Source organism: Streptococcus sp. GMD1S (assembly GCF_000296875.1).
Classification (GTDB): Bacteria; Bacillota; Bacilli; order Lactobacillales; family Streptococcaceae; genus Streptococcus.
This window is the reverse complement of sequence record NZ_AJQY01000020.1, coordinates 1-25,183: the sequence shown is the minus strand read 5'-3', so window position 1 is coordinate 25,183 and position 25,183 is coordinate 1. Positions and strand designations below refer to the sequence as shown.

General features: G+C 41.6%; 29 protein-coding genes and 2 pseudogenes. 2 read left to right on the top strand and 29 right to left on the bottom strand.

The genetic code is table 11. From position 1 onward, the window contains the following. From GMD1S_RS11670 to budA, 4 genes and pseudogenes are all read right to left on the bottom strand, one after another. Positions 1–80: pseudogene (locus tag GMD1S_RS11670) on the bottom strand (ABC transporter ATP-binding protein); the annotation flags it as partial. A 159-nt stretch (positions 81–239) separates the two neighbouring features. After that, positions 240–1,145, bottom strand: a complete 906-nt coding sequence (gene murB, locus GMD1S_RS04250) for a UDP-N-acetylmuramate dehydrogenase (protein ID WP_000111595.1) — start codon at positions 1,143–1,145, stop codon at positions 240–242. Positions 1,146–1,256: 111 nt separating this feature from the next. Continuing rightward, entirely contained in the window at positions 1,257–2,009 is a 753-nt protein-coding gene (locus tag GMD1S_RS04245; RefSeq protein WP_000215878.1) for a YhfC family intramembrane metalloprotease, read from the bottom strand. 9 nt (positions 2,010–2,018) lie between these two features. Then, positions 2,019–2,750 carry an acetolactate decarboxylase gene (budA, locus tag GMD1S_RS04240; RefSeq protein ID WP_000375405.1) on the bottom strand — a complete coding sequence of 244 codons (732 nt, stop codon included), beginning with the start codon at positions 2,748–2,750 and terminating at the stop codon, positions 2,019–2,021. A 145-nt stretch (positions 2,751–2,895) separates the two neighbouring features. Between budA and GMD1S_RS04235 the strand changes: the two genes are divergently transcribed. After that, positions 2,896–4,167 carry an aminotransferase-like domain-containing protein gene (locus tag GMD1S_RS04235; RefSeq protein WP_000712263.1) on the top strand — a complete coding sequence of 424 codons (1,272 nt, stop codon included), beginning with the start codon at positions 2,896–2,898 and terminating at the stop codon, positions 4,165–4,167. A gap of 19 nt (positions 4,168–4,186) precedes the next feature. Here the strand turns inward: GMD1S_RS04235 and GMD1S_RS04230 are convergent, their stop codons facing one another. The 22 genes and pseudogenes from GMD1S_RS04230 to GMD1S_RS04125 form a co-directional block, all read right to left on the bottom strand. Beyond that, positions 4,187–5,002 (bottom strand): ABC transporter substrate-binding protein, encoded by an 816-nt coding sequence (locus tag GMD1S_RS04230; protein WP_008278412.1) that lies wholly within the window; start codon positions 5,000–5,002, stop codon positions 4,187–4,189. Between the two features lie 157 nt (positions 5,003–5,159). Beyond that, entirely contained in the window at positions 5,160–5,813 is a 654-nt protein-coding gene (phoU, locus tag GMD1S_RS04225) for a phosphate signaling complex protein PhoU (RefSeq protein ID WP_000946469.1), read from the bottom strand. 11 nt (positions 5,814–5,824) lie between these two features. Beyond that, positions 5,825–6,583 (bottom strand): phosphate ABC transporter ATP-binding protein PstB, encoded by a 759-nt coding sequence (gene pstB / locus GMD1S_RS04220; RefSeq protein WP_001287328.1) that lies wholly within the window; start codon positions 6,581–6,583, stop codon positions 5,825–5,827. Between the two features lie 12 nt (positions 6,584–6,595). Further along, on the bottom strand, positions 6,596–7,399 hold the full coding sequence (gene pstB / locus GMD1S_RS04215) for a phosphate ABC transporter ATP-binding protein PstB (protein ID WP_000049851.1): 804 nt from the start codon (positions 7,397–7,399) through the stop codon (positions 6,596–6,598). 10 nt (positions 7,400–7,409) lie between these two features. After that, on the bottom strand, positions 7,410–8,294 hold the full coding sequence (pstA, locus tag GMD1S_RS04210) for a phosphate ABC transporter permease PstA (RefSeq protein WP_000543051.1): 885 nt from the start codon (positions 8,292–8,294) through the stop codon (positions 7,410–7,412). After that, complete coding sequence (pstC, locus tag GMD1S_RS04205; protein ID WP_001070948.1) at positions 8,284–9,201, bottom strand: phosphate ABC transporter permease subunit PstC; 918 nt, start codon at positions 9,199–9,201, stop codon at positions 8,284–8,286. Before pstC ends, pstA begins: the two co-directional genes overlap by 11 nt. After that, positions 9,201–10,079, bottom strand: coding sequence for a phosphate ABC transporter substrate-binding protein PstS (locus GMD1S_RS04200; RefSeq protein WP_000746360.1), 879 nt, complete (start codon positions 10,077–10,079; stop codon positions 9,201–9,203). The genes pstC and GMD1S_RS04200 overlap by 1 nt, the downstream gene beginning before the upstream one ends. A gap of 210 nt (positions 10,080–10,289) precedes the next feature. Beyond that, complete coding sequence (locus GMD1S_RS04195; protein ID WP_001160238.1) at positions 10,290–11,594, bottom strand: RsmF rRNA methyltransferase first C-terminal domain-containing protein; 1,305 nt, start codon at positions 11,592–11,594, stop codon at positions 10,290–10,292. Next, positions 11,595–12,368: an inositol monophosphatase family protein gene (locus tag GMD1S_RS04190; RefSeq protein WP_000448243.1), complete on the bottom strand. Its 774-nt coding sequence runs from the start codon at positions 12,366–12,368 to the stop codon at positions 11,595–11,597. Beyond that, entirely contained in the window at positions 12,358–12,636 is a 279-nt protein-coding gene (locus tag GMD1S_RS04185; RefSeq protein ID WP_001041963.1) for a UPF0223 family protein, read from the bottom strand. Before GMD1S_RS04185 ends, GMD1S_RS04190 begins: the two co-directional genes overlap by 11 nt. Next, positions 12,637–13,038: a Spx/MgsR family RNA polymerase-binding regulatory protein gene (locus GMD1S_RS04180; RefSeq protein ID WP_000631261.1), complete on the bottom strand. Its 402-nt coding sequence runs from the start codon at positions 13,036–13,038 to the stop codon at positions 12,637–12,639. It abuts the gene before it with no gap. A 220-nt stretch (positions 13,039–13,258) separates the two neighbouring features. Further along, a complete protein-coding gene (locus GMD1S_RS04175; RefSeq protein ID WP_000850605.1) occupies positions 13,259–13,876 on the bottom strand; it encodes a TIGR01906 family membrane protein in 618 nt (205 codons plus the stop codon). Further along, complete coding sequence (locus tag GMD1S_RS04170) at positions 13,866–14,639, bottom strand: TIGR01457 family HAD-type hydrolase (RefSeq protein ID WP_000323533.1); 774 nt, start codon at positions 14,637–14,639, stop codon at positions 13,866–13,868. The genes GMD1S_RS04175 and GMD1S_RS04170 overlap by 11 nt, the downstream gene beginning before the upstream one ends. Before the next feature lie 10 nt (positions 14,640–14,649). Next, the gene (locus GMD1S_RS04165; protein WP_000524799.1) at positions 14,650–15,387 is read right to left on the bottom strand and encodes an acyl-[acyl-carrier-protein] thioesterase; all 738 of its coding nucleotides are present in this window, start codon (positions 15,385–15,387) and stop codon (positions 14,650–14,652) included. A gap of 4 nt (positions 15,388–15,391) precedes the next feature. Continuing rightward, entirely contained in the window at positions 15,392–16,522 is a 1,131-nt protein-coding gene (gene hemW / locus GMD1S_RS04160; protein WP_001170102.1) for a radical SAM family heme chaperone HemW, read from the bottom strand. A gap of 72 nt (positions 16,523–16,594) precedes the next feature. Continuing rightward, positions 16,595–16,993, bottom strand: a complete 399-nt coding sequence (locus GMD1S_RS04155; RefSeq protein ID WP_000517402.1) for a YtxH domain-containing protein — start codon at positions 16,991–16,993, stop codon at positions 16,595–16,597. Next, positions 16,966–17,392, bottom strand: a pseudogene (locus GMD1S_RS04150) (DUF948 domain-containing protein). The gene GMD1S_RS04155 and the pseudogene GMD1S_RS04150 overlap by 28 nt, the downstream one beginning before the upstream one ends. Then, positions 17,393–18,181 carry a prolipoprotein diacylglyceryl transferase gene (lgt, locus tag GMD1S_RS04145; protein WP_000609712.1) on the bottom strand — a complete coding sequence of 263 codons (789 nt, stop codon included), beginning with the start codon at positions 18,179–18,181 and terminating at the stop codon, positions 17,393–17,395. Next, the gene (gene hprK / locus GMD1S_RS04140) at positions 18,174–19,109 is read right to left on the bottom strand and encodes an HPr(Ser) kinase/phosphatase (RefSeq protein ID WP_000115190.1); all 936 of its coding nucleotides are present in this window, start codon (positions 19,107–19,109) and stop codon (positions 18,174–18,176) included. The genes lgt and hprK overlap by 8 nt, the downstream gene beginning before the upstream one ends. A 130-nt stretch (positions 19,110–19,239) precedes the next feature. Further along, positions 19,240–19,416: a 30S ribosomal protein S21 gene (rpsU, locus tag GMD1S_RS04135; protein WP_000048054.1), complete on the bottom strand. Its 177-nt coding sequence runs from the start codon at positions 19,414–19,416 to the stop codon at positions 19,240–19,242. Positions 19,417–19,495: 79 nt separating this feature from the next. Beyond that, positions 19,496–20,011, bottom strand: a complete 516-nt coding sequence (locus tag GMD1S_RS04130; RefSeq protein ID WP_001030875.1) for a hypothetical protein — start codon at positions 20,009–20,011, stop codon at positions 19,496–19,498. A gap of 74 nt (positions 20,012–20,085) precedes the next feature. Further along, positions 20,086–20,793, bottom strand: a complete 708-nt coding sequence (locus GMD1S_RS04125; protein WP_000864609.1) for a glucosamine-6-phosphate deaminase — start codon at positions 20,791–20,793, stop codon at positions 20,086–20,088. Between the two features lie 145 nt (positions 20,794–20,938). Here GMD1S_RS04125 and queA point away from each other — a divergent pair, with 145 nt between their 5' ends. Further along, positions 20,939–21,967 carry a tRNA preQ1(34) S-adenosylmethionine ribosyltransferase-isomerase QueA gene (gene queA / locus GMD1S_RS04120; RefSeq protein WP_001090143.1) on the top strand — a complete coding sequence of 343 codons (1,029 nt, stop codon included), beginning with the start codon at positions 20,939–20,941 and terminating at the stop codon, positions 21,965–21,967. Positions 21,968–22,006: 39 nt separating this feature from the next. On the opposite strand, the gene GMD1S_RS04115 is transcribed toward queA, so the two are convergent. The 3 genes from GMD1S_RS04115 to GMD1S_RS04105 are packed head-to-tail and all read right to left on the bottom strand — an operon-like array spanning position 22,007 to position 25,181. After that, a complete protein-coding gene (locus tag GMD1S_RS04115) occupies positions 22,007–22,867 on the bottom strand; it encodes a YihY/virulence factor BrkB family protein (RefSeq protein WP_000759516.1) in 861 nt (286 codons plus the stop codon). A gap of 29 nt (positions 22,868–22,896) precedes the next feature. Next, complete coding sequence (locus GMD1S_RS04110; RefSeq protein WP_000421607.1) at positions 22,897–24,951, bottom strand: cation:proton antiporter; 2,055 nt, start codon at positions 24,949–24,951, stop codon at positions 22,897–22,899. 11 nt (positions 24,952–24,962) lie between these two features. Beyond that, the gene (locus tag GMD1S_RS04105; protein WP_001249599.1) at positions 24,963–25,181 is read right to left on the bottom strand and encodes a hypothetical protein; all 219 of its coding nucleotides are present in this window, start codon (positions 25,179–25,181) and stop codon (positions 24,963–24,965) included. Positions 25,182–25,183: the final 2 nt, after the last annotated feature.

Genomic DNA, 25,183 nt, shown 5'->3' with positions numbered 1-25,183 from the left:
TTGATGTCTTTGAGAACCTTGGTGTTGCTGTCTTCAAAAACTTTAGAGACGTTTTTGAATTCAATAATTGGTTTTTTCAATTGTCATAAATTCCTTCTTTTTCATAAATTAACAGATCAGGGCTCTGTCAGGCCGCTACTACCTCGTGTAGGAGATTGAACTGCCTACATACATCTTCACTAACGATAGGCTTTCACCCCCTTTATAATGATTATAGCAGCAACTTTTCTACCCTAACCTTATTCCTTCTCACCCAAGATTCGGACTTCTCTTTCAAGAGTGACACCTGAGTGTTCCTTGACTTTTTCGATAACAGATTGGATCAAGTCTTCGTAGTCTTTGGCCGTTCCGTCAGCAACATTGATCATGAAACCGGCATGCTTTTCAGATACTTCCACACCACCGATACGATAGCCTTTCAATCCAGCCTCTGAGATCAACTGACCTGCAAAATGCCCAACTGGACGCTTAAAGACTGAACCACAAGATGGGTATTCTAGAGGTTGTTTGAGTTCACGTAGGTGCGTCAAGCGGTCCATCTCTTGCTTGATGACCTGGTGATTTCCAGGAGCTAGGGCAAATTTAGCTGACAAAACAACAGCCCCAGAATCCTGAATAGCTGAATGACGGTAGCCAAAAGCCAAGTCCTTGACTGACAAGGTCTCGATTTCCCCTTCCTTAGTCAAAATTTGACAAGACTGCAAGATATGAGCAATCTCTCCTCCATAGGCACCCGCATTCATAAAGACAGCTCCACCGACGCTCCCTGGAATCCCACAAGCAAACTCAAAACCAGTCAAACTATGACGAAGGGCAATACGTGTCGTTTCGATCAAGTTTGCCCCAGCTTCTGCTTCGATGGTATAGCCATCAACCGAAACGTTATTGAGCTTATCGCACAAGATGACAAAACCACGGATTCCACCTTCACGAACGATGATATTGCTGGCATTTCCTAGCACCATCCAAGGAATATTCTCTTGATTGGCAAATTGGACGACACGGGCCATCTCATAGCGATTGCGTGGCAAAACTAAATAATCCGCTCGACCTCCTACCTTGGTATAGGTATAGGTCTTCAAGGGTTCCTTAAAACGAATATCGATTCCTTCTAGGATTTCAAGCATTTTTTCTTTTACTGACATGTCACTCTTCCTTTTTCAAAATTCATTCCATTATACCATTTTTAGAGACATTTGACGACCATAAAAAGAGCTTGTTTTATCTTTACATAAAAAAAGAGGTCACCCCTCTTTTTATGATTTTTTCCAAAATGTAGATTTTGTCAGCCAGATAAAGACTAAAAGTTCTACGAGAAGAACAAACTCAACTAGAAGCGGATTTGCAATCCATCCCACTTGAGATAAGGCTGGAGCCAAGTCAAACAAGGCATGCAAACCATAGGCAGCAAGGAGGTAGATCCATTTCTTTTGACGGACACTTTGATAGACCCAGATGGAAAGACCAATTTGGAGAACCAGAGCAAGCACACGTTCAACTCCTAGTAAATAAACCTGCCATACAGAAAGAGACTGAACCGTTTCGAGTGTAGACTTTGGAAGGAGATTAGCTACATCAGTATTTGAAGACTGGATGAGTGAAAAGAGAATCAAAAGACTGATCAAGCTTCCCATTCCGAGATAGAGCATTTCTAAGCCCCCATGTCCCAAACCATAAGCCAAAGCATCTCGATCTTCTAGCTTTCTCTTTTTCTCCAACCATTTAAAAAAGATAAGACGAGCCGTCTCTTCAAAGAGGGCTGCCATAGCGATCCCATAAAGGACGTATAAGAAAGGCTGCTCCTGCATAAGCGGAATGGTTCCATCTTTTTGCGGATGGAGTATCAGAAGATGAACCATCTTCTCTAACACTTGAGAAGAAACAAAAAATGCGATTGCCCCCAAGCCCATCACTGCAAGAGAGATTTTAAACCGTTTTTTGGCATACCAAGTTCCACTTACTAGAATGAGAACCAAAGCGATCATGGTAAGGATAATATGTACTGTCATCTTTTTCTCCTATTCTGACTTATCAATATCTTTCTTCATCTCGTCAACGTTAAATTTGGCGAATAAATACTGGCGATCTTGGACTGGAAAACGTTGGTCCAACTGGTCGACTGCCCCAACCTCAATCATTCCTTCTTTTATAACAAAGTCCATCACATGCCCACCAAAGGTCAAATCATCTGAGATAAAATGCAAATGGTAGCCTGCAACACTCACTCCATGGAAAATCTCTGGTGTCCAAAATCCAACAATGGTTCCCGATACATTTTCACGGCTATATTCAGGTTGGTGAGTCGCTACATCAGCAAATTTGGTATCAGGTGTGGATTTAGGAATCATCCGCACGTGCATTTGTGAAAATTCGCCATGAATCTTGATGGAACGAAAAAGGTTTTCCCCATCATAGTAGGACTCAATTCGCTTTTCCAATTCCTTGTCCGTCATTTCAAAGCGCTGACGAAAAATCACTTCTGCCTGATGAGGAACTACTGCTGCATAGGGAATTAGAGCATCCGCTGCCACTTCAACGATTTCAGGCGTTTGACCAGATCCCTTTGCTTGATAAGCCTTGCCATCAAGGACAATTAACTCCCCATCAATCGAATCAAGGGTTCCCAAACCAAGGTCACCATGTTCCAGCAATTCTCCCACTGTCATGGTTCCACCATAGAGACCTGCCATTAGGGCACCTAGAGTATTGTATTGAAATAATTTTACCGGTTCCTGCACTTTTCTATCCATTCTCTTTCTTATCTTCTTTTCATTGAATCATCATACTTTCTAAGTATACCACATTTGCTCCTAGTTGTGAAAGGGAGAAATGCTTTTCCCATTGCAAAGGAGGCAAAAAAAAGGTACAATGTAACAAAATCAACGGAGGTCTGGAATGAAGAAAGAAAGTAAATACCAAGCAGTCGTTTCCTTTCTAAAAAAGGGTATCGAATCAGGAAAATTCCCAACAGGTAGCCGGCTTCCCTCTATCCGTCAACTGAGCCAAGACTTCCACTGTAGCAAGGACACTATCCAACGAGCCCTGCTGGAATTACGCCATGAACAATACCTCTATGCCAAACCCCAAAGTGGCTACTATGTTCTGGAACAAGGACAGCACCAAGACTTGGAAATCGAAGTCACTGACGAACATGCCAGTGCCTATGACGACTTCCGACTCTGTGTCAACGAAACCCTGATAGGCCGAGAAAACTACCTATTCAACTACTATGACAACCAAGAAGGCCTTGAGGAACTGAGACAATCTGTCCATCAACTCCTCTTTGACCAAGCCCTCTACTGCAAACCCGACCAATTGGTTCTAACTTCTGGCACCCAGCAAGCTCTTTTTATCCTTTCTCAGATTAACTTTCCGAGCGAGGGAGCTGAGATTTTGGTCGAACAGCCGACCTACCACCGGATGAACCGCCTCTTGGTCGCTCAGGGATTAGCCTACCTGACCATTGAACGCCGAATTGATGGCATTGACCTTGAAGAACTGGAAGAACAGTTTAAATCTGGGAAAATCAAGTTTTTCTATACCATCCCTCGCTTCCACTATCCCCTAGGTCATTCCTATTCTGATCAGGAAAAAAGGGCCATTCTGGATCTAGCAAACCAGTATGGTGTATATATCGTCGAGGATGATTATCTAGGTGACCTAGACTCTAAAAAGGGACAAACCTTCCACTATCTAGATACTGAGGATCGGGTCATTTATATCAAATCCTTCTCAACCAGTCTCTTTCCAGCCCTTCGTATTACCGCTCTCATTCTCCCAAATGCCCTAAAAGAGGCCTTTGTTTCCTATAAAAATATCCTGGACTATGACAGCAATCTCATCATGCAAAAGGCTCTTTCTCTTTACATCGATAGTCAGTTATTTGAAAAAAATCGACTGGCTAGATTGACCCTTCAAGAGAACTATCAGGCTCAGATAAAGAAAGTGCTTGAAGAAAACACCTGTCCCTTGCCCCACTATCCTCTACACGATGGTCTTTTGCTTGATTTGAGACACTATCCTAAGATTGCCAGTTTGAAACACAGCTCACTCAAATTAGACTTTTTTGAGAAGGCTTATTTGGACGCCTGTCCTTATCAGTTCGCCAAAGTCACTCTTGAAAATCTAGAAGAGCTATTAGAATACATAAAAGCAGAATTGGATTAAAGTCCAACTCTGCTTTTTCTTATTGTTCAACTTCTGTTAGTTTCGCTGCCTTTTCAAGATAGTTTTGATAGGTTCCGTCATCTTTCAGTTTTTGGATAACCTTATCTACTACTGCTTTCAAGTCTGACTGATCCTTCTTGATAGCAACGGCATTGGCTTCGCCATCTTTCATCGTCAAGTTAACAGATGCAACGACAAGATCTGAGTTTTTACCTGCGTAGCTAAGAGCAACTGGTTCATCCAGATGAACAGCATCCACTTTTCCAGCCTGCAATTCATTGACGGCTTCCCCCATATTGGTCAAGGATGTCAACTGGGCATTTGGCAATTGTTCCTTGACCATGGTTTCTGGCACAGTTCCCTTTTGAGCTGCGATATTGGCACTTGCGAGGCTTGTAAGATCCTTGTATTTGTCTAAATCGGCTTTTCTAACCAAGAAACTCATCTTATTTTCATAGTAAGGGATTGAAAAGTCAAAGACTTCCTTTCTCTCATCTGTAGCACTAATTCCTGCTATGGCCAAGTCAGCCTTTCCAGTTTGAAGACTGGTCAAGACATTGTCAAAACTCATGCTAGAGATTTCAAGTTTAACCCCAAGCTCGTCTGCAATTGCTTGAGCCATATCAATATCTGCACCAACCACTTGGTTTTTACCATCTACCAAGGCTTGGAATTCAAACGGCGCATAGTCTGGGCTAGTCGCCACAACTAGCTTCCCTTTTTGTTTGATAGCATCCACAGCAGACTGGGAACTATCCGTTCCTGACTGGCAAGCTACTAAAATCATGCTGGCAAGCATACTACACACAACTAATATCCATTTCTTAAACTTCATAAATAAACGACCTTTCTGTTAATTCTGAATAATTATAACTCTTTTAAAAATAGTTGTCAACCCTTTTAGAGATTTTGATTGTAAAACAATTCTTTTCATAAAAAAGAAGACTGATTTATTTTAATCAGCCTTTTCTTCTGTATATTTAAACCGTTTCTTATAATTCGACAATCTTACCTGTTTCAAAGTAAACAACCCATTCACAGATATTTTTTGCGTAGTCTCCAATACGTTCCAAGAAAGAAATGACTTGGAAGTAATCACGGCCTGTAACTATAGCTTCAGGATTTTTCCTAATTTCTTCTGTTGCCAAATCTCGGATGCTATCAAAGTAATGGTTGATTTTTTCATCCATCGCCGCTACTTCGTAGGCTTGATCCACAGAACCGTTGAGATAGAGATCTAGGGCTGCTTCGACGAAATTTTTCACGTCGCGTCCCATCTTTTTGATTTCTTCTTCAACAGAAGGGATACGTTGCTCCCCCTTCATACGAATGGTCGCCTCAGCGATAGACACTGCATGATCTCCCATGCGTTCCACGTCTGACACTGCCTTGAGAACGGTCAAGACGGTACGAAGGTCTTGCGAAACAGGTTGTTGGAGGGCGATCATTTCAAATGATTTCTTTTCCAACTTCACTTCATATTCATTTACTTCTGCATCGTCTTCGATGACTTCTTTTGCCAAATCACGGTCATGCGTAACAAAGGCACGCACTGTACGATTGATCTGTGAGAGCACTTCTTGTCCCATAGCATAGAACTGGTTGTGCAATTTCTCCAAATCTTCTTCAAATTGAGATCGTAACATCATTCAACTCCTTATCCAAATTTTCCTGTAATATAATCTTCTGTTTCCTTGTTTTGTGGCTCTAGGAACATCTTCTTCGTATCATTAAACTCGATCAAATCCCCATCTAGGAAAAATCCTGTTTTATCAGAGATACGTGAGGCTTGTTGCATCGAACGCGTTACCAAGAGCATGGTGTATTTATCTTTCAGACCATACAAGGTTTCCTCAATCTTACCTGCAGAAATAGGATCCAAAGCTGAAGTTGGTTCATCTAAGAGGATAATTTTGGGACTGGTTGCTAGGACACGAGCAACACAAACACGTTGTTGTTGTCCACCAGAGAGACCAATGGCCGAATCATGCAAACGATCCTTTACTTCATCCCAGATAGAAGCACGTTGCAAGGCTTTTTCTACTGCTTCATCCAAAACATGTTTATCCTTAACCCCATTGATACGTAGGCCATAGACAACATTTTCGTAGATAGACATAGGGAAGGGATTGGGCTGTTGAAAGACCATACCAATTTCCTTACGCAATTCAACCGTATCGGTACGGGGGCTGTAGATATTGTGACCATTATAGACCACTGATCCAGTTGTTGTCACCTCAGGATTTAGATCGCCCATGCGGTTGATGGCTTTGAGCAGGGTGGACTTTCCTGATCCAGAAGGACCAATCAAGGCCGTTATTTCCTTAGGTTGGAAAGAAAGGGAAACACTATTCAAGGCCTTCTTTTTATTGTAATAAACGGACAGGTCTGACACCTGTAAAATCGCTTCTGACATACCGTTTCCTTTCTAACCAAAGTGTCCCGTTACATAGTCATTGGTTGACTGTAACTTAGCATTTTGGAAAATATTGGATGTCTTATCGTACTCAATCAAATCACCCAAGTAGAAAAATCCTGTGTAGTCACTTGCACGCGCAGCCTGTTGCATACTGTGGGTAACGATGATGATGGTAAAGTCCTTCTTCAATTCCAACATGGTTTCTTCCAGCTGGGCTGTCGCAATCGGATCCAAGGCTGAAGCAGGTTCATCCATCAAGAGGATATCTGGCTTGACAGAGATGGCACGAGCGATACAGAGACGTTGCTGCTGACCTCCAGAAAGCATCAAGGCTGATTTGTGAAGGTCATCTTTGACCTGATCCCAAAGGGCAGCCTGTCTTAGAGAGGTTTCTACAATTTCATCAAGTACTTTCTTGTCCTTAACACCTGCACGTTCATGAGCAAAAGTGATGTTGCGGTAAATAGACTTAGCAAATGGATTTGGACGTTGGAAGACCATTCCGATATGCTTGCGCATCTCATAGACATTGATTTCTGGACGGTTGACGTCAATCCCTCGGTAGAGGATTTGACCTGTGACCTTGGCAATATCAATGGTATCATTCATCCGATTGAGACTGCGAAGATAGGTAGATTTCCCAGATCCAGAAGGACCAATCAAGGCTGTAATTTTATTTTTTTCAAATTGCATATCGATGCCCTTGATGGATTCATTTTTACCATAGTAAACATGTAAATCCTTAGTAGAGAGGGCCACTTTTTCTTCAGGGAAAGTGATGATATGCTTTTCATCCCAGTTATATTTTGACATGGCTTCTCCTTTAGGCAGCGGTTAATTTCTTGTGTAAATAGCTTCCGAGTTTGCGAGCTCCAAAGTTAAAAATCAAGATAAAGATGAGGAGCACGGCGGCAGAACCAGCAGATACAATGGTAGCATCAGGAATGGTTCCTTCACTGTTGACCTTCCAGATGTGGACAGCTAGGGTTTCTGCTTGTCGGAAGATTGAGATAGGGCTGGTAACACTGAGGACATTCCAGTTAGACCAGTCAAGGGCTGGAGCGGATTGTCCTGCCGTATAGATAAGAGCGGCGGCCTCACCAAAGATACGGCCAGATGCCAAGACAACACCCGTTACGATACCTGGAAGGGCTTCTGGAATGACGACATGGACCACAGTCTCCCAACGAGAAATTCCAAGGGCCAGACCAGCCTCACGTTGTGTATGGTGAACGTGTTTTAAACTGTCCTCAACATTTCGAGTCATCTGAGGAAGGTTAAAGACTGTCAAGGCCAAGGCACCTGAAATGATTGAAAATCCATACTCAAACTGGACTACAAAGATCAAGTAACCAAAGAGACCCACAACGACTGATGGTAGAGAAGACAAAATCTCAATACAGGTACGAATAAAATTAGTCACAGGTCCTTTTTTGGCATACTCAGCGAGGAAAACACCAGCACCCATAGATAGCGGAACAGAAATGATCAAGGTAATGACCAAAAGGAAGAAGGAATTGTAGAGCTGAATTCCGATACCCCCACCTGCTTGATAAGAGGAGGATTTCCCAGTCAAGAAAGACCAAGAGATATGCGGTAACCCTCTCACCAAGATATAGAGAATCAAGGATGCCAAGATGGCAACGATGATACCCGCGATGGTATAGAGGACAGCTGTTGCAAGTTTATCTAATTTCTTAGCGTGCATAGTTTTTCTTTCCTCTTTCTTTCGTAATCAATTTAATCACACTGTTAAAGGCCAAACTCATCAAGAGCAATACCAAGGCCAGTGACCAGAGAACGTTATTATCAACCGTTCCCATGACGGTATTTCCTATACCCATAGTCAATACAGATGTCAAGGTCGCAGCTGGTGTTGTTAACGAGGTTGGGATAACTGCTGAGTTTCCGACAACCATCTGAATAGCAAGGGCTTCACCGAAGGCACGCGCCATCCCAAAGACCACTGCAGTGAAAATACCTGAACGTGCTGCTTTCAAGGTCACACGCCAGATGGTTTGCCAACGAGTGGCTCCCATAGCTAAACTAGCTTCACGGTAATGACGAGGAACAGCACGCAAGCTGTCTGTTGTCATAAAGGTTACAGTTGGTAGGATCATGACAAAGAGAACGAAAATCCCTGACAAGATCCCAAAACCAGTTCCACCAAAGACGCCACGGACAAAAGGCACCACAACTTGCAAACCGATAAATCCATAGACTACTGAAGGAATACCGACGAGGAGTTCAATGGCTGGTTGCAAAATTTTTGCACCCTTTGGTGAGACTTCTGTCATAAAGACTGCAGCACCAATAGCGAAGGGAGTTGCGATGAGGGCTGATAAAATCGTCACAATAAAGGAGCCCAAAATCATCGGAAGGGCACCAAATTGTTTCCCTGAAGGATTCCAAGTTTGTCCAAAAAGGAAATCAAAGATGTTGACCCCATTGACAAAGAAGGTCGATAAGCCTTTTTGGGCTACAAAAATCAAAATCATGGCCACAATGATAACAATCAAAGAAAGGCAAGTGAAGGTCAAACCTTTACCAAACTTCTCAAGGCGAGAGTTCTTTGAAGGAGAGAGTAATTTTTTTGATAATTCTTCTTGATTCATTATTGACCTCCTTCTACTGCTGTAACGGTACCTGAAGCATCCTTTTGGACTTTCATTTCATTGATAGAGATATAGCCCATGCCCTTAACAATTCCATTTTGGGCTTCATCTGAGAGGACGAAATTCAGGAATTCAGCAGCTAACTCATTTGGCTGACCAAGTGTGTACATATGTTCATAAGACCACAAAGGCCAGTTGTTGGTCGTTACATTCTCAGATGTAGGTTCATACCCATTCAGTTTCATGCTTTTCACGGAGTCATCTACATAGGCAAAAGCCAGGTAAGAAATGGCTCCAGGGGTTTGGGATACAATGGACTTGACCATCCCGTTAGAATCCTGTTCTTGACTCTGCATTGCCGCTTGGCCATTCATAACCACCGTATCAAACGTCGCTCGTGAACCAGAACTTGCTGCTCGGTTGATGATTGAAATGGCCAGGTCTTTGCCCCCAACTTCTTTCCAGTTGGTCACTTCACCTGTAAAGATTTTGCGAAGTTGCTCGGTTGTGAGATTTTCTACATCCACTTCCTTGTTTACAATCACTGCAAGACCAGCCACTGCAACCTTGTGGTCTACCAGAGCTGAAGCATCGATTCCTTCTTTTTCCTCTGCAAAGACGTCAGAGTTCCCGATGTCAACTGCTCCAGACTGGACTTGAGATAGGCCTGTACCCGATCCTCCACCTTGAACATTGACTGTTTTTCCGATGTTTCTAGAACCAAATTCATCTGCTGCCGCTTCGACAAGAGGCTGAAGAGCAGTTGAACCAACGGCTGTCATGGATTCTCCACGATCAATCCAGCTAGCGCATCCTGCTAGAGAACCTGCCATCAAAAGAGCTGCAAGAGACATGACGAGCTTTTTTCTTTTTTTCACTGTTATTCTCCTTGAACATAATGATAAATGTTCTGATTTCTTCCGTTTGTCCTGATCATCTAATTATCATCAATGATTGTCCCGCTTTATTTTATCTAGTCATTCTTAGGAGCGGACAATTCCATCGTATAATATAAGTAATAATGAAAGACTATCAGAAAAAACTCATACTTCCACTATAACATAGAATAGGCTCTTTGACTAGCTTTTTCACCTGAATCTGAGTCCTTTTGGATAATAATTTTTCAAAACATTTCCCGTTACCTTGGCAAAGCCTAATCCGTTTCCTTGAACCAGAACTTGGTACCAACCATTTGGTCGAGCTTCAGACAATTGAACAGTCTCACCAGCCACATATTTTACAAAGTCCTTATCATTGATTTCGACACTTTGTTTTACTTGGCTTGGTTTCAAGGCTAATCCGAGAGCAAAGCTTGGTTCGAAGCGTTTCTTCTTAAAAGTACCCAGATGGAGCCCATTTCGGGCAATTTTGAGTTTCCCTAGATTAGGTAGCATCTCTGGCAAGAGATAGAGCTGGTCTCCAAAAGTTTGCAAGATACCAGTTAGATTGACTCGCAAGTATTTTTGAACAAAATCATGCCACAAGTTCTGCTGTTCCCGACTGAGATTGCTTTTGCTAGCTTTGAATTTAGGTGCGGGATTTTGTCCCTTAAACTGCAGGTGGGCAACAAACTGGCCTTCTCCCTTGAAATGATGAGGATACATCCGCGCCGTTTCAGGAAGGTTAATTCCTGCTACCATACCGTTCACATGCTCGACTGGAAGCAGTTCAAAATCATAAGTATCCAGTAACCAGTGGACGATTTCTTCATTTTCTTCAGGTGCCCAAGTACAGGTAGAATAGACCAAACGGCCACCTTCTGCAAGCATGGTCACTGCATCTTCTAAAATTTCTCTTTGAAGACTAGCACATTGGCTAGGATAATCGGTACTCCAATAATCCATGGCATCGGGCTGCTTACGAAACATCCCTTCACCCGAGCAAGGTGCATCAAGGACAATCACATCAAAGTAACCTTTAAAAACCTTGGCCAATCGGTCAGCAGATTCATTAGTCACAACAACGTTTGTCGCTCCAAATCGCTCCATATTTTCCACTAAAATCTTAGCACGCTTGCTTGAAATTTCGTTGGAGACAAGGACTCCCTGATTAGCCAGATAAGCTGCTAGTTGAGTGGATTTTCCACCTGGAGCCGCCGCCAAGTCCAAGACCTTCATACCAGGACTTGGTTGAGCTACCTGAGCCACCATTTGGGCTGCAGGCTCTTGAGAATAAACGAGACCTGTCGCGTGCTCTGGTGACTTCCCTGAGACCTTGCCATAATACCCCCAAGGTGTATTGGGAATAGCATCAGCAAACGATAACTGACTTTCTTTTAAGGGATTGACCCGAAAAGCCGAAACCGCTTCTTGTTTAAAAGAGGCAAGAAAGTCTCTTGCCTCATCTTCTAGTATCGCTTCATATTTTTCAACAAATCCTTCTGGAAATTGCATTTAGTTTTCTTTCCTTTCGTAGATATAAGACTGAATCTCTTCTTGCATCTCGATTGGCACCATCATGACAGGCTGACGCGTTTTAAAATCAGCGGGCTCACCCGATACCGTAAGAAGGCGATAACCCAGACTTTCCCCTAAGATACTGGCCGCAGCGTAATCCCATGGTTGCAGGTTGGTAATATAAGTCAGAAGACGACCACATAAAACCTTGGCAAAACTAATAGCCGCACTGCCATAGACACGGACTCCCAACGCTGCTCGACCCAAATCCGCCAAGCCCCACTCATTGCTTTCAAACATACCTGAGTTACCGGCAACTAAAAATTCTTGAAGAGGTTTCTTTTTAAAAGGCGGTAAGGGCTCATTATTGCGAAAAGGAGGAAAGGCACCACCACCATGGTAACAATCCCCTTTCATGACATCATAAATGATACCGAATTTCCCAACCCCATTCTCAAAGTAGGCCAACATCACGGCAAAATCTTCCTTCTGGGCGACAAAGTTATTGGTACCATCAATGGGATCAATCACCCAAACATTCCCCTGGCCGACTGCCGTACGCAAACAGCCCTCTTCCGCGCAAATCAAGTCTTCTGGATAAGATGCTAAAATTCTACCAACCAAGAGATCCTGAACTTCCTTATCCAAACGCGTCACCAAGTCGGTAGGTGAAGATTTTCGCTCGACCTGCAAATCTTCTTGCATGTGGGCCAAAATGTAATCTGCAGCTTCCTGCACAATCTGTTTGGCAAATTCAAATTTAGTTTCCAAGAGAAATCTTCCCTTCTCTTTTTTCTTTTGCTAATTGAACTGCATGATAGAAGGAATAACCGCTCGCTGTCTCAAATTCGCGACCTAAGCGTTTTTCTTCGCTTTTGCTCGGAACCACAGACTTAAATTTCTTGTAGGAATCTAGCAGTTTTTTAGCTTCTACCTTGTCTTCATAGGCAGCTTCAACATCATTAAAAAAAGAAAGCACTGAAGCAAGTTCTTCAGTGCTCCACGACAAATCTAGTGGGTAACTATACTGTTTGTTCATCTATCCTATACCAGCTCTCAATGTTGCTTCTTTCAATTCTTGTTTACGGTAACTACGAGGGAGAAAAGCACGAATCTCATCTTCATTAAAACCGATCTGCATGCGTTTTGTATCTATAATAATTGGGCGACGCAAAAGACTAGGATATTGCTCAATCAACTGAAGCAACTCCGATACTGAGATACTCTCTACATCAATATCCAATTTTTGAAAAATTTTTGAACGAGTTGAAATGATGTCATCAGTACCATTTTCGGTCAAGGAAAGAATATGTTGTAATTCTTTTCTTGTTAAAGGACTAGTCATAATATTATGCTCTTGAAAGGGCACTTTATGCGTCTCTAACCAAGCCTTTGCCTTACGACATGATGTACAACTCGGTGATAAAAATAGTGTAATCATGCTTTTCTCTTCTTTTATCTATACTTGCTATTTCTATTATACAAAAAAATAAAGCGCTTGACTAGGTATTTTTAGAAAAAAAGCCTATTTTTTCATAGAAAATAGACTGTTTTCTGCAAAAATCTCCTGCTTTGCAAGTTTATCTTTAGGATAACCTAACAATAAATAGGGAGTCGAGCAACTTCTCTCGTTTTTTATTAAAAATACAGAATTTTTTCCACTATTTCCTTGAAGCTTTAGCAAGAAGGAAACCAAACATTCCTTCATACAAAGCAAAGAAAAGTAAAAAGGCATGGAGAAAGAAAGTCTCTGGCAAAATCCAAATAACGGGATCCTTTGCTGGATCAAAAAGCCAGGTATCATCTCCCACAAAGAGAATCTGATGGAAAAGAGTAAAGAATTGCTCAAAACCAATTAACACTCCTACAAGGCCAATGACTAGAGGCAATAGCACTAAAGTCAGAATACTTTTACGATATAGAGGTAGAAATCCTTTTTTCACAATCTTTCTAACAAAGAAATAGAAACTTGGAAGTGTCACCAAAGTGACTAGCTGAACCAAGTGGAAGAGATTTTTCACCACCGCAAAATGGTGTAAACCTGCAGCTGATGAACGAAAATCTGGCATCTCTAAGACCTGACTAAAGGGATTGGTCAGGTAATTCATTAAGATATGAAAATTGTACTGAATGGTTTCGGGCTTTAGATAGACTCGATTCGCTAAGTTCAGCCACTCAATTTCCAAAGGATAGAAAATCCATGCCAGATAAATGGTCAGTAGGATAGAAAGGGAGAGGAAAAAGAGCATACTTCCCCAAAAGGTCAGTTTAGTTTTCATCAAAATTCCACTCCGCAAGGCTAGAAACTACATGAGTTGGTGCGATTGGCAGATCTGCTACTTCTTCTGCCTTGGTAAAACCTGTCGTCACCAAGAGAGTTGGAATGCCATTGTCAATTCCTGCTCGGATATCTGTCAGGTAGTTATCCCCAACCATGAGCAACTCTTCTCTTTTCAAGCCTAAGTGCTCAACTGCCTTATCCATAATGATAGCATTTGGTTTTCCGATATAAACTGGTTTTACCCGTGTAGCGACTTCAAGAAGTGTAATTAGTGAACCAGCACCAGGCAAGAGACCACGTTCCGTCGGGATATTGAGGTCAGGATTGGTTCCGATAAAGTGAGCCCCCTTTTGAATGGCTAGAGTCGCCGTCGCAAATTTTTCATAGTCGACTTGCCAGTCCAGTCCAACTACCACATAGGCAGGATTTTCCTTGTCTTCCGCATAACCTGCCGCCTGGATAGCATCCTTGAGCCCTGCTTCACCAATGACATAGACTGTCTTTTCCAGTCCCAAGTCGTTCATATAGTCGATGGTTGCCAAAGTCGCTGTGTAGACAGTTGATAGAGGTGTATTAATGTTAAAATTCTGAGCCAACATCTCTTGAACACTCTCAGGAGTACGAGTTGTATTATTGGTCACAAAGAGGTAGGGAATTTCTCTTTTTTGTAACTCATGGACAAAAGCCTCACCCGCGGGAATTCGGTCTTTCCCCTTGTAAATGGTTCCGTCTAAATCAATTAAATAACCTTTATAAGCCATATCGTCCTTTCTAATTGCCTTCAATTTCTTGCCACGTAATCATAGCTTGAGCATTGATCTCCCCATCACTGATAATCTCATGCTTGCTTTCTAGTCCCTTGAGTTCATAAGCTGAAGCAATCATTCCACCTGGTCGCACTTCTTTGACATATCTGAGATTGATTTTCTTTGGAATATACTTGGTCAAAAAATCTGCTCCCATAACCTCAAAAATCCAATCCAAGTATTTACTGTTATTAACATGACCATTCATATCCAAGTCGTAAAAACGAACATGGTAGTCTTTACTGAACGGGTTTTCTAGATTTGCATACTTTGGCCCACGGATCAGTTTTTTATCAAACTCAGACTGATAAGGAGCAACAATCTCCGGTTCGACAGCATGGACTTTACGACTGTCTCTGTCCATAAGAACAAAGGTTGCTACCATGCGAATGATTTCTTGACCTGCTTCATCATAGATAGTGAAACGGCGGTAGCAAAAAAGACGATTGTAAGTCAACGCTTCTGTTTCAATCGTAATCTCCTCAGCAAAGCGAGGCAAGCGTACCACGTCAATCGCATAGTCTGTAATAATCCAGACCAGATTGTAGCGTTCTAACACATCCTTGTCGCTAACTCCCAGCTCAATCGATTGCATACCTGATACTTGCAAGGACAGCAAAATCACATCTGGAAGTTTAATATGACCGTTCATGTCCGCCATATCAAAAGGAATTTTCATTTTCATTTGATAAGTTAAGCCCATTGTTCTACTCCAAAATAAATCGTTCTGCTACAGTGTCTCCCAAGAAGAGACCCCTCTTTGTCATTCGGACACGATCACCGTCGATCTGCATAAGTCCTTGTTGAACCAAGTCTCTGATGATTTCGCCATAAAGTCCATCAAAGGATCGTCCGAATTTCTCCTCAAATCGCGCCATAGAAACCCCAGATTTTTTCCGGAGGCCTAGGAACATTTCTTCTTCCATCTGCTCCTTTTGAGTCAGGTGTTCTTCTGTTATCCGAGCATCTCCTGTCTCTACTGCATTGAGATAGTGGCGGATAGGACCGTGGTTTTTATAACGAATTCCGTCCACATAACCTGAAGCACCCGCACCGATACCATAATACTCGGCATTATCCCAGTACATGAGATTGTGGCGACTTTCAAAGCCAGGCTTGGAGAAATTCGAAATCTCATAATGCTCAAAACCAGCTCGCTCCAGTTCTGCGATGATGTACTCAAACATCTCCGCTTCCAGTTCCTCCTTGGGCAGGGGCAATTTCCCACGTCGCATGCGGTTCATAAAGACCGTATGGTTTTCCAAAATCAAGCTATAAAGGCTCATATGAGGAATATCAAGCGAGATAGCCTTAGCTACATTGTCCTTGACCTGAGCCATAGTTTGACCAGGTAGAGCGTAGATTAGATCGATGGAGATATTGTCAAAGCCAGCCAGTTTGAGGCGGTCGATATTTTCATAAATATCCTTCTCCAAATGACTGCGCCCAATCTTTTTCAGCATTTTGTTATCAAAGGTTTGCACGCCTAGTGAAACACGATTGACTGGCGACTGTTTCAAAACTGCAATCTTATCTGCGTCCAAATCGCCTGGATTGGCCTCAATGGTCAACTCTTCTAAGGCTGACAAGTCTAGATTTTTAGTCAAACCATCCAGTAGCACTTCTAATTGCGGAGCTGACAAAGCTGTTGGCGTCCCACCTCCAATGTAGAGAGTTCGCAACTTTTGGATATCATAAGAACGAAACTCCTCTAGTAGATGCTTCAAGTAACTATCTACTGGTTGATTTTTAATAAAAACTTTTGAAAAGTCACAATAATAACAAATCTGTGTGCAAAAGGGAATATGCACATAGGCTGACGTTGGTTTTTTCTGCATAGTATTTATTATACCACAAAGACTGGTTTCCAGATAAAAATCACCATCTCCAGAACCAGAGATGGTGATGTTTTATTCTTCTGTAATATCAATAATAATCTCTTCTTCGTCTTCTACGATATCTGGAGTTGTTGACTGTTCTTGCCACTGCTCCTTGAGATTGTTAAAGGTTTCCTTTGACGCTTCTGTCGCTTGTCGAGCACAGCTTTTAGCTTGGTCAAGGACACTATCAAAAGTGATTTCACCAGATTCTACTTGTTCCTTTGTTTTCAGCACAAAATCCGTTGCCTGTTCCTTCACTTCTGTCAATTTCTCACAGACTTGCTCTCTAGCATATTCTGGATCTTCTCTCAAATCATCTAGAAAATCCTGAGCTTGACTACAAACTTGCTTACCCTTGTCACTCGTCAAAAACAAAGCAAGAGCTACACCTGAAACAGTTCCTAAAAGGATAGAGGATAGTTTTCCCATAAGATTTCTCCTTTTTTATTTTTTGAAAAATTTACTTGCGACACGAAGAGCGGACAAGCCTGCACCTGTTTTAATGGTCTTTGAACCAGCTGATGAAGCTTTCTTGCTCAAGACACGCGCTTGACTATTGAGGTCAGATACTGACTCAGATAAGTCCGCCACCGCCGTAAAGAGTGGGTCGATCGTCGCAACTTTGATATTGATATCGTCTGCTAACACATTGACCTTAGCCAACAATTCATTGGTCTGATGCAAGGTAACGTTCACATCTGAGCTCAACGTTTTGATGGTTTTCTCTGTCTCATCAATCATACGACCTGCTTTTTGAATCGTAATTGTCAAATAGACTAAACAGACAATCAAAGCAATCGCAACAAGAATATATGCAACTTCTAACATTTATTTTTCCTCCTCATTCTGATAGAAAGGGGCTTTCTTTCGATTTTGATAAAGTATGATAAAAATACCGAGTCCGATAAGGACAACTGATAACCATTGGGAAACTCGCAGGCCAAAGAACATGAGGCTGTCTGTCCGCATACCTTCGATGATCATACGTCCAAAGCCATACCAAATCAAGTAGAAAGCAGTGATATGACCACGTCTGATTCCCTTTAATTTTCGTCTAAAAATCAAGATCAAAGCAAAACCGATCAGATTCCAAACCGACTCATATAAGAAGGTTGGTTGACGATAGCTCCCCTCAATGTACATCTGGTCACGGATAAAGCCTGGCAAATAATCCAAACTATCTACTGCTGCACCGTAGGCTTCTTGGTTAAAGAAGTTTCCCCAACGCCCTAAACTCTGGGCAACCATGACGCTCGGTGCTGCAATATCTAAGAAATCCCAAGTATTAATCAGCTTTCTATCTGCAAAGATATAAAGAACAATAGCGCCCGCTATCAAACCTCCGTAAATGGCCAAACCACCATTCCAGATGGCGATGATTTCACCTGGATTTTGCAGATAATAATCTAAGCGAAAGAGTACGTAGTATAGTCTAGCACCTAAAATAGCTACCGGAAAAGCAATCAGGATAAAATCTAAAATATCATCTGACAGAATTTTCTTTTTAGGAGCTTCTTTCATAGCAAGATAGACTGCCAGAACCAAACCAGCTACAATACACAAAGCATACCAACGAATAGCAAAGGGACCAATTTCAAATGCGACTGGATTAATCATGTTTCACCTCATTTTGAGCGATTAGATTTGTCAAGCGTTCTTCAAATAAACGTGTCGCATCAAAGCCCATTTCTTTGGCACGGTAGTTCATGGCAGCCGCCTCAATAACAACGGAGATATTTCGTCCTGTTTTTACTGGAATGCGGATACGTGGAATCGTTACACCAGAAACTTCTAGTTCTTCAGCATTGTTTCCTAGACGGTCAAAGGTCTTATGCGTATCGTAATTTTCTAGATAAACCGCTAACTGAACTTGTGAAGAATCTTTTACAGCACTTGCACCATAGAGACTCATGATATCGATAATCCCAACGCCACGAATCTCAAGTAAATGCTTCAAGATTTCAGCAGGTTCGCCCCAAAGAGTCATCTCATCCTTAGAATAAATATCTACACGATCGTCTGCTACTAGACGGTGTCCACGCTTCACAAGCTCAAGACCTGTCTCGCTCTTACCGATACCACTATCCCCTTGGATCAAGACACCCATGCCATAGATATCCATCAAGACACCATGCACACTGGTACGTTTAGCCAAACGGGAATCAAGGTAGCTAGAAAGTTCTCCAGATAAACGACTGGTTGCTGTTCGACTGGTTAAAATCGCAATCTTGCATTCTCTAGCAGCCCTCAACATTTCCTCTGGCACTACCAGACCACGAGCCACGATAACCGCAGGTGTTTCAGGTAGAAACATTTTCTTCAAAACTTGATAACGGTTCTGGGCAGGCATGGCAACTAAATAGGACCACTCCTTCATCCCTAAAAGCTGAATCCGTTCTGGTGTATAGTAATCAAAATAGCCCGTCATTTCAAGACCAGGTCTCATAATGTCTGCAGTATTGATTTCTTTTTCAAGTAATTCGCCTTCACCATAGACAATATCTAGTCTGAGTTTTTCAATGACATCTCTTACTAAAACCGACATAATTTCCTCCTTCAATCGAGTTCTCCCTACTATTATATCAGATTGTAGGTGGAAGTTTCCTTTTTTTGCAGGATTTACAGTATTTATTTAAAAATAAAAAGACTAGATTTCTCTAGCCTTTCATTTCAAATTAGAATTTTTTACGTTTACGAGCTGCTTCTGATTTACGTTTACGTTTTACAGAAGGTTTTTCATAGAATTCACGTTTGCGTGTTTCTTGAAGAGTACCAGCTTTAGTAACCGCACGTTTAAAACGACGAAGTGCATCGTCAAGAGATTCATTCTTACGTACTACTGTTTTAGACATTTTTTTCACTCCCTTCAAGTTCAAGATCTATTCTATTTTACACGCAAAATGAATAAATGTCAAGAGAAAACTAAGTTTTTTATTTTTCATAATGACTAATAATATAGTCCACCATCTCCTCCATCTCTGCTTCAGATAAAGGTAGTTCCCAGTTTGTTGTTTCCATTTTAAGAAAGGCATCACTGACCTCAGATTTATTATCTGGCAACAAAATGTTGCCGTCTTTTTCAAACATAATACCTATCCGATCATATAAGACATGAAGATTATTAGTTTTATTTTTATTTTTATTTGGATCAATATCAAAAGACTGTAAAGAGATTAATATATCATTTCCTTTATAAGACAAATCAATCCACATATGATTTGATAAATCATATGGTCTAGATAATCTACTACCCGAGGTGTACTTTTTATTCCCCATACCTCCTGAATATTGATTTCTTGTGTTATATGGTTTATCTTTTGACTTAGTAAAAAGAGAATTCCCTTCCTTATCTTTCTTCTTTGTAATGAATTTTATTATTTTTTTTCTCTCTTCCGTTCTAGCGCTCTTATATGCTTCTTTTACTTTTAGAAATTCTTCTTTATTCATGTTATCCTCCTAACGTCATGTTGCAGTTTTATATGTCTAAAAACACTCACTCCAATGAGCAAGTGATTCTGAATTTATTTTTCAAGTAAGCTTAGCGCTTCTGCATCTGCGATAATCGTCACGTCAGGGTGGTTTTGTAGACTACTTGCTGGTAGACTCTCAGTCACTGGTCCAGACACTGTTCCGGCAATAGCTTCTGCTTTTGATTCACCGTAAGCAAAGAGAATAATTGACTTGGCATCCAAGATGTTTTTAATCCCCATTGAGATAGCTTGGGTTGGAACGTCTTCAATCTTGTCAAAGAAGCGAGCATTGGCTTCGATAGTAGACTGGTCAAGTTCTACTAGATGCGTTTGACTGTCAAATGGAGTACCAGGCTCGTTAAAGCCGATATGTCCATTGCGACCAATTCCCAAGATTTGTAAATCAACAGGATGGTCAGCCAAAATTTGATTATAGCGTTCTACTTCTTCTTCAGCATTATCCTTAACACCACGTGGCAAGAAGCTTTCTTTAAATGGTTTTTGGTTGAACAAGTTTTCCTGCATGAAGTAACGATAAGATTGTGGATTGTCCCCATCAAGCCCTACATACTCATCAAGGTTCACACTGGTTAGATTTGAAAAATCAAGGTCACTCTCAACGATTTCCTTGTAAAATTCAAGTGGACTGCTTCCTGTCGCAAGTCCTAATGTTTGAGCACCATTGGCCAATTTTTCCTTCAAAATCTCAAAAGCTACTTTTCCACCCTCGACTTGATTCTCAACTTTTATAACTTTCATTTTATATCCTCCATGTTTCTATATTCATTATATGGTATAGACCAATTTTTGTCAAGTGAAAACGATTTAATTTCTAAAAAAAGAGCGTCTAAACTTGAAACATGTTATAATGGATAGGATTAGAACTTAGAAAGAATAATGAAAAATGAATACAGCTGATTTTGATTTCCACTTACCTGAGGAATTGATTGCCCAAACACCACTTGAAAAACGTGATGCGTCTAAACTCCTTATCGTTAATCGTGAAACGGGAGAAATGCAGGATAAACACTTCCACTCCATTATCGACATGCTGGAACCTGGTGATGCCCTTGTCATGAACGACACTCGCGTTCTCCCTGCCCGCCTCTATGGTCAAAAAGAGGAGACCGGAGGTCATGTGGAGCTTCTCCTGCTCAAAAATACTAGTGGTGATGAGTGGGAAGTCCTCGCTAAACCAGCCAAACGCCTCAAGGTCGGTACTCGCGTCAGCTTTGGAGATGGTCGCCTCAGCGCTGTCGTTACGGAAGAATTGACCCACGGGGGCCGCATTGTCCGCTTTGAATACCAAGGAATTTTCCTAGAAGTCTTGGAAAGTCTGGGTGAAATGCCACTGCCACCTTATATCCATGAAAAATTGGATGACCGTGAACGTTATCAAACGGTCTACGCTAAAGAGAGTGGCTCTGCTGCAGCACCGACTGCTGGATTGCACTTCACCAAAGAACTGCTAGCAGAAATCCAAGCCAAAGGTGTTCATCTGGTCTATCTCACTCTTCACGTCGGACTCGGAACCTTTAGACCTGTCTCTGTTGACAATCTGGACGAACATGAAATGCACTCAGAGTTCTACCAACTTTCTGATGAAGCAGCTGCCACCCTTCGTTCTGTTAAGGAAAATGGAGGTCGTGTCATCGCTGTCGGAACCACTTCGATTCGCACACTGGAAACCATCGGTTCCAAGTTTAATGGGCAAATCCAGGCTGATTCTGGCTGGACCAATATCTTTATCAAACCAGGCTATGACTGGAAGGTTGTAGATGCTTTTTCAACCAACTTCCACCTACCCAAGTCAACTCTTGTCATGCTAGTTTCTGCCTTTGCCGGTCGTGACTTAGTCCTAGATGCCTATCACCATGCCATCCAAGAACACTACCGCTTCTTCAGTTTTGGAGATGCCATGTTTATCTATTAAGAAAATCCCTATTAGGAAACCTAATAGGGATTTTTCTAATTATTCCATACTAAACTCTGGATCTTTCAAACTCTGAACACTGGCATTGATAACTGCTCCGATAATCAAAATCTTTGCAATAAGAATAAACCAGAACATCATGACTACCACGATAATGGAACTGAAAAATCGAACGTCAACCAGATGATTGACATAACTATTGACGTAGACAGAAAAGATATTCAATAAAAAGATAAGAGTTAGCAAGACAAAGACACTTCCTGGTAAAACATAGCGGATTCGTGGTGCTTTTACTTTTGGAAGGAAGTAATAAATCATAACCAGAATGGCAAAGATCAAGGCATAGACCAGAGGGCCTGTAAAATCTTGCAGGTAGGAAAATAGCGGACTGTCTGATTGCCAGTAAGTTTTGAGGAGGTTGAGCAACATACGACCAAACATACTCAAAAATAAGGCAAAGGCAAAAAGGATCTGCAAGCCAAAACTAACAAGTAGACTCATCAACTGATGGGAGATAATGCCTCGACTCTTGGTCACCCCATAGGCTTTGTTAAAGGCTTTTTGGAGGAAATCCATTGATTTCGAAAAGGTCCAGAGTGCAGATAAAACGGCAAAACTCAGCAAACCAGTTGATGGTTGAGTCAGAACTTCTCGGACAATCTTGGCAACCACATCATACACCGTATCAGGCAAGAATTCCTTGATCGTCAGTAAGAAATTTGAGACTGGAATCTGAAAATAAGGCAAAATATTGACCATTATCATTAGCAAAGGAAAGATTGAAATCAACCAATAGTAGGCAACCGCAACACTGGTCAACTCACTATCAGATGCTTGATAATAATGCAAAAAAGCTTTCAATAAGGGCCTGTCCATCAGCTCTTTCCACCACTTTTTCATGTTCCATCCTCCGTCATTTTCTTCATCATCTAAGTTCTTCTGATTAAATCTAGCATATCATAAGGTAAAGTATTTGCTGCTTCTTTCAGAGAATAATTTTCTAAATTATTCACATTTTGTCGTAGTTTTTTGGCATACTTGGCTGTTATCAGTTTAGCTTCTTCGTATTCAAAGATTGCCTTACGTTCGAGATAGTAACCTCGTAGCATTTCATCGATATTGTTTGGTTTGATGCGATTGATAACCCGCTCAACAAAGGCACCACTTCCGATAATGGCCGTCTCGCGTAGACGAGATTCTTGCATAAAACTAATCAGAGAACTCTTGTAAACCCCCTTGAGGTTTTCCAAACTCTCGATAATCAGCTCTGTATTTTCCAAATACAACTCTGAAATCTGATCATAGTCAACTGCTAGTAGTTTACGAGATTCTTCATTCATCCAACTACGGAAAGTTTTGCCAAAGGTAAACATTTCATGGAGTAGAAAGCGCAGTATCCGTAAAGAAACTAGGAAGTAATAAGTCACTCTAGAAGCGAAATTCCGATTGATACTCTGCTCCATGTTTTTTAGGTAACGTTGGTAAACTCGATAGCCACGCTCGCTGATTCTATTTTCTTCGTAGGCTTGCTCCAAACCGTCACTCTCAATACTCAAGATAAGAAGTTTGAGGGACTCCCAGTCCTCTTGGACTCTCTTATTTTCCAGACTAAGGATAAGGTTTTCAATCCGACCATGATAATTATCAATAGCTGCATAAAGAGGAAGTTTGTTCTTGTGATGGTCTAGCTCTTTTTCTAATTCTGCAGCCACATCATTCAAAATCGCAATATGCATCAAATGATCCTTGCTTTCCTCTTGTTCTTCAGATAAGTGAGGGAGAACCAGTAAACCTGTTAAAAAGCTCAACAGTGTAACGCCTGCTACAAGGAAGAGTAACAGAGGATATTCCTGCTCCAAATGACTTGGTATGAGGAGAATGGTCGCGATAGATACTGTCCCTTTGACACCAGAGAAGGTCAAAAGAAGCATATCTTTCATGTACTTATGAATTTTTTTCTTAAGTCGACGCGTCCTCACAAAGTAAAAACCAGCAATCATGACAAAGCGGATCGCAAAAAGCAAGAAGGTCAGAACGACAACTGAAATCAGTAAAAGAAGGGGATTGTAGAGAGAATTAGACAAAATCGGTTCTGCTATCAACTCTAACTCCATTCCCAAGAGAACAAAGACTGATCCATTTAGCATAAAGGTCACGGTGTGCCAGACGGTCTCCGTCACGGTGTCTACCTGAGCCTCAAGGAGCGTAATTTTCTTAAAGCGACTGGCCTTCAAAATACCTGCAACCACTACTGCGATAATCCCTGAAACATGAAACTCTTCTGCGATGAAAAAGGTCATGAGTGGCAAACTTAGCTCTAGCAATAGTTCACTGGCTATATCTATCGCTCGTACACTCAGCAAAAAACTATGCAAGAAACGATTGACCATAGCCGTCACAAAACCGACTACAAAACCACCAAGGATAGAAAGTGCTAGGGAAGTTCCAGCTTGGCTTAGAGAAAACGTTCCTGTTGTCCAAGCAGCCAGAGCCATCTGAAAGGCAACCAAACCAGAAGCGTCATTTAAGAGCCCTTCCCCTTTTAGAATATTAGAAACCCGTTTAGGAAAACGAAAACGTTCAGAAAGAGATGCGAAGGCAACCAAATCTGTTGGCCCAAGTGCCGCTCCAACTGCTAAACAGGCCGCCAAAGGAAGGGTAATCCAAAGGAAGTGAGCCATGCCCCCCAAGCTTAAAGTCGAGATAAAAATCACAGGAAAAATCAGAAAAACGACAATCCGCCAGTGCTTCAAAATGGACGTAATATCCGCTTCTTCTGCCTCCCGGAAAAGTAAGGGACCAATAACCATGGCCAGAAACAGCTCTGTATTGAGATGAAAGTCCGCATCAGGAACAAATAAGCCAATCCCAATCCCCAAAAGAATTTGTACAAGAGGAAGGGGCAAAAAAGGGAGAAGTTTATTAGTCGTGGTTGAAATGATTAAGACAAATAAAAATAGAATCAAGTAAATGAGTAATTCCACACAATTCCTCCTTAATCTTTTTTACAACAAGATTCAAAAATCTCCTTTTGCTCTTGGATTTTCTGATCAATCTTAGAACAGTCTTTGTGCTCAATTTTTTTCTGGCATCGTTCCATTTCAAGAGCCACTAATTTTTTCTTGATTTTAAGCATTTTCTTGCTCATATGTGCTTCGTCGAGTACCCCGACTGCTCGCTCGTGATGCGTTGACTCGACAAAATTTTGGCGCATTG

Excerpts from the sequence above, each read along its gene's own strand:
- hprK (WP_000115190.1), bottom strand. The coding sequence starts at position 19,109 with ATGTCGGTTTTAGTAAGAGATGTCATTGAAAAACTCAGACTAGATATT.
- GMD1S_RS04230 (WP_008278412.1), bottom strand. The coding sequence starts at position 5,002 with ATGAAGTTTAAGAAATGGATATTAGTTGTGTGTAGTATGCTTGCCAGC.
- budA (WP_000375405.1), bottom strand. The coding sequence starts at position 2,750 with ATGGATAGAAAAGTGCAGGAACCGGTAAAATTATTTCAATACAATACT.
- pstC (WP_001070948.1), bottom strand. The coding sequence starts at position 9,201 with ATGAATCAAGAAGAATTATCAAAAAAATTACTCTCTCCTTCAAAGAAC.
- GMD1S_RS04105 (WP_001249599.1), bottom strand. The coding sequence starts at position 25,181 with ATGCGCCAAAATTTTGTCGAGTCAACGCATCACGAGCGAGCAGTCGGG.
- hemW (WP_001170102.1), bottom strand. The coding sequence starts at position 16,522 with ATGCAGAAAAAACCAACGTCAGCCTATGTGCATATTCCCTTTTGCACA.
- murB (WP_000111595.1), bottom strand. The coding sequence starts at position 1,145 with ATGTCAGTAAAAGAAAAAATGCTTGAAATCCTAGAAGGAATCGATATT.
- pstA (WP_000543051.1), bottom strand. The coding sequence starts at position 8,294 with ATGCACGCTAAGAAATTAGATAAACTTGCAACAGCTGTCCTCTATACC.
- GMD1S_RS04155 (WP_000517402.1), bottom strand. The coding sequence starts at position 16,993 with ATGGGAAAACTATCCTCTATCCTTTTAGGAACTGTTTCAGGTGTAGCT.
- GMD1S_RS04245 (WP_000215878.1), bottom strand. The coding sequence starts at position 2,009 with ATGACAGTACATATTATCCTTACCATGATCGCTTTGGTTCTCATTCTA.
- GMD1S_RS04175 (WP_000850605.1), bottom strand. The coding sequence starts at position 13,876 with ATGAAAACTAAACTGACCTTTTGGGGAAGTATGCTCTTTTTCCTCTCC.
- GMD1S_RS04185 (WP_001041963.1), bottom strand. The coding sequence starts at position 12,636 with ATGAACAAACAGTATAGTTACCCACTAGATTTGTCGTGGAGCACTGAA.
- pstB (WP_001287328.1), bottom strand. The coding sequence starts at position 6,583 with ATGTCAGAAGCGATTTTACAGGTGTCAGACCTGTCCGTTTATTACAAT.
- GMD1S_RS04115 (WP_000759516.1), bottom strand. The coding sequence starts at position 22,867 with ATGAAAAAGTGGTGGAAAGAGCTGATGGACAGGCCCTTATTGAAAGCT.
- pstB (WP_000049851.1), bottom strand. The coding sequence starts at position 7,399 with ATGTCAAAATATAACTGGGATGAAAAGCATATCATCACTTTCCCTGAA.
- GMD1S_RS04235 (WP_000712263.1), top strand. The coding sequence starts at position 2,896 with ATGAAGAAAGAAAGTAAATACCAAGCAGTCGTTTCCTTTCTAAAAAAG.
- GMD1S_RS04170 (WP_000323533.1), bottom strand. The coding sequence starts at position 14,639 with ATGGCTTATAAAGGTTATTTAATTGATTTAGACGGAACCATTTACAAG.
- GMD1S_RS04165 (WP_000524799.1), bottom strand. The coding sequence starts at position 15,387 with ATGGGCTTAACTTATCAAATGAAAATGAAAATTCCTTTTGATATGGCG.
- phoU (WP_000946469.1), bottom strand. The coding sequence starts at position 5,813 with ATGTTACGATCTCAATTTGAAGAAGATTTGGAGAAATTGCACAACCAG.
- GMD1S_RS04195 (WP_001160238.1), bottom strand. The coding sequence starts at position 11,594 with ATGCAATTTCCAGAAGGATTTGTTGAAAAATATGAAGCGATACTAGAA.
- GMD1S_RS04125 (WP_000864609.1), bottom strand. The coding sequence starts at position 20,793 with ATGAAAGTTATAAAAGTTGAGAATCAAGTCGAGGGTGGAAAAGTAGCT.
- lgt (WP_000609712.1), bottom strand. The coding sequence starts at position 18,181 with ATGATTAATCCAGTCGCATTTGAAATTGGTCCCTTTGCTATTCGTTGG.
- GMD1S_RS04130 (WP_001030875.1), bottom strand. The coding sequence starts at position 20,011 with ATGAATAAAGAAGAATTTCTAAAAGTAAAAGAAGCATATAAGAGCGCT.
- queA (WP_001090143.1), top strand. The coding sequence starts at position 20,939 with ATGAATACAGCTGATTTTGATTTCCACTTACCTGAGGAATTGATTGCC.
- rpsU (WP_000048054.1), bottom strand. The coding sequence starts at position 19,416 with ATGTCTAAAACAGTAGTACGTAAGAATGAATCTCTTGACGATGCACTT.
- GMD1S_RS04180 (WP_000631261.1), bottom strand. The coding sequence starts at position 13,038 with ATGATTACACTATTTTTATCACCGAGTTGTACATCATGTCGTAAGGCA.